The 1081-nt window shown below is 68.6% G+C and carries 1 protein-coding gene; it reads left to right on the top strand.

From position 1 onward, the window contains the following. Positions 1-129 precede the first annotated feature (129 nt). Positions 130-1081 (top strand): IS110 family RNA-guided transposase (locus FGQ67_RS09995; protein ID WP_249934454.1); only part of this gene is annotated, 952 nt, incomplete at its 3' end.

Raw genomic sequence — 1081 nt, 5'->3', positions numbered from 1 at the left:
ACAGACGATATGAGCAGGACATAAAAACATTGAGAGCCCCTGCTGCATGAAAGACCGCGGATTAGGCCGACAATGGTGAGTGTCTAATTCAGCCGCGGCGGCCACGCCGCATTCATGGAAGGGGCTCCCATGCTCGATACTACCACCTTCGTCGGCCTCGACGTCCACGCCCGCTCGATAAAGGCAGTCTCCCCCGACGTCATGACCGGGGAGGTGCGCTGCGCGACCTTCGGCTACGACGCCGGGGCAGTCGCGGAGCGGGTGCGGTCCGTGGACCCAAAGGCCAAGTGCGTGTACGAGTCCGGGGTCACGGGGTTCGACCTGCAGAAGAGGCTCTCCGGCCTCGGGGTCGACTGCGTGGTCGGCGCCGTCTCGAAGATGATCAAGCCCAGCGCGGACAGGCGCAGGAAGAACGACCGCAACGACGCCGAGTTCCTCGCCCGCATGCTGTCGGTCGGCAACGTGGTCGAGGTGTGGGTCCCCGACGACGAGTGCGAGGCCGCCCGCGACCTGACCAGGGCGCTCGAGGACGCGAGGGACGACCTCTCGCGCTCGAAGCAGCGGCTCTCCAAGTTCCTGCTCAGGCACGGGCTCGTCTTCGACGAGAGGACGCCCACCGGCCGCAGGAAGGGCAACTGGACCCGGGCGCACTGGTCCTGGATCGAGTCGATAAGGTTCGCGGAGGGGGCCGACAACGACGTGCTCGCCTACTACGTCGACGCGGTCAGGCGGGCGGCGGAGGAGAAGGCGAGGCTCGAGGGGCTCGTCGAGGCCGAGGCCCGCAAGCCCAGGTGGAGGAGGAGGGTCGACTCCCTGCGCTGCCTCAAGGGCGTGGACACCGCGTCCGCCGCCGACCTCGTGTTCGAGGCCGGCGAGTTCTCGAGGTTCGGGAACGCCCGCTCGTTCGCGGCGTGGGTCGGCCTGACGCCCTCCGAGCACTCCAGCGGGGAGAGCGACCGCAGGGGCGCGATCACCAAGGCCGGCAACAAGCACCTGAGGAAGGCGCTGGTCGAGGCCGCGTGGCACTACCTGACGTGCTCGGGGCGGCCGAAGGAGCCCGCCAGGGGCCAGGCCCCGGACC

Origin of the sequence: Collinsella aerofaciens (assembly GCF_005845035.1) — a bacterium.
In the GTDB taxonomy this organism is placed as follows: domain Bacteria; phylum Actinomycetota; class Coriobacteriia; order Coriobacteriales; family Coriobacteriaceae; genus Collinsella; species Collinsella aerofaciens_I.
This window is presented reverse-complemented; position numbering and strand designations above follow the sequence as displayed.